Origin of the sequence: Collinsella aerofaciens, from assembly GCF_039752775.1 — a bacterium.
Taxonomy (GTDB): domain Bacteria; phylum Actinomycetota; class Coriobacteriia; order Coriobacteriales; family Coriobacteriaceae; genus Collinsella; species Collinsella aerofaciens_R.
Genome location: NZ_JBDMGT010000064.1, coordinates 1 through 1,675 on the forward strand (window position 1 = coordinate 1; position 1,675 = coordinate 1,675).

General features: G+C 29.8%; 1 protein-coding gene. It reads left to right on the forward strand.

Translation table 11 applies throughout. The features are described 5' to 3' along the window. Positions 1 to 253 precede the first annotated feature (253 nt). Positions 254 to 1,396, forward strand: a complete 1,143-nt coding sequence (locus ABHR63_RS09945) for a Rep family protein (protein WP_346966003.1) — start codon at positions 254 to 256, stop codon at positions 1,394 to 1,396. Positions 1,397 to 1,675 lie beyond the last annotated feature (279 nt).

Here is a 1,675-nt window from a genome sequence, read left to right on the forward strand (position 1 = left end):
TTTTTTTTTATTTTATTTTATTATATATGGCGACTTGAAGAACGGGGGACGGCTTTATGCCTTCCCGTTCTGTCGCCTTATAATATATATTATTTATGGGTGTATAGGTGTAACGATTGATTTTAAGCCGATATAGGGCTTGTCTATCGGCTTGACAATATGGGTGTATGGGTGTATTATTGATGACGACAAGGTTAACTGATGTTTAAAAGTTGATTTATAAGTAAAAAGTGGGTGTAAAGATAAAATGAGGATGAAATTATTTGAGATAGTACAACAAGAAGAATATTTAAATATGGATATAGTCAAAGGTGCTTTGGAAAATAAAAAAGGTATAAAAGATTGGCTTTATATATTGCATGATAAAGATACAGATAGTGAGGGTAATTTAAAAGCTTCTCATTATCATATTTATTGTAGGCTGACAAATAGCTATGATAGTAAATATATAGCTCAATGGTTTAATGTTCCAGAACAATATGTCAGTAAAATAAAAGGTAATTGGAGTGATGCTTTAAATTACGCTACACATAGAAATAGACAAGAGAAATATCAGTATTCAGATGAAGAAGTTGTAAGCAATTTTGATTGGAAAACAGAGCGAACAGTAACTAAGGGAAGAAAGAAAGATGAGAGAAAAGAAGAAATTTTAAATTTAATAGATGCAGGAATAATAAGAGAGTATAATATACATGATTATTTGACAGTTATTGAATATGATAAATATAAAAAGAATATAGATAATGCTTTTAAATTTAGAGTAAATAAATTAATGCAGAAGGTGGAGAGAAAGATGGATTGCTATTTTATTACTGGAAGAAGTGGAACAGGTAAAACAACATATGCGAAGCAATTAGCAAAAGAAAAAGGATATTCAGTATATATAAGTAGTGGTAGTAATGATGTATTGGATAGTTATCAAGGGCAGGATTGTATAATCTTAGATGACTTAAGACCATCATGTATGGGTTTAAGTGATTTATTAAAGATGTTAGATAATAATACTTCAAGTACTGTAAAGAGTAGATATAAGAATAAGGTTTTAGAGTGTAAATTAATAATAATAACTACTACTTTGGATATAGATACTTTTTTTAATAATGTTTTTAAAGATGAAGAAGAAAGTTGTGTTCAACTTAAAAGAAGATGTAAATATCATTTAACTGTTACTATGGAAGATATATTTATAAGAAAATGGTATAAGGGAGTTAATGAATATAGTAAGGCGGTACGCATTCCTAATCCTAATAGGGACTTATTAAGTGAGAGCTTAGAAGAAGAATTATTAATCGAGGATATAAGCGAGGATTTTGGAGTTCCTACTTGTGATATACAGTTTCGTTCAGATCTTGAAGAAAATTCAGAACTTATTGAAGATGACCAAATTCCGTTTTAGTGCTAAATTATTTTTTCCCTATTTCTATGTTCCAGTAAATTATGGTAAAATTAGAAAGTGGATTACCGAGCATTCGGTATGCGGAAATTTATTTAAGGTGGCGTCGCAGACATAGCGAAGCGTAGCCTTTGAAAAAGTTGGCAAAAAAAGATTTATATAGATATACGTTTTGTAGATATTAAATGTATTTACATAGCGTATATTTTTTTTTATTTTATTTTATTATATATGGCGACTTGAAGAACGGGGGACGGCTTTATGCCTTCCCGTTCTGTCGCC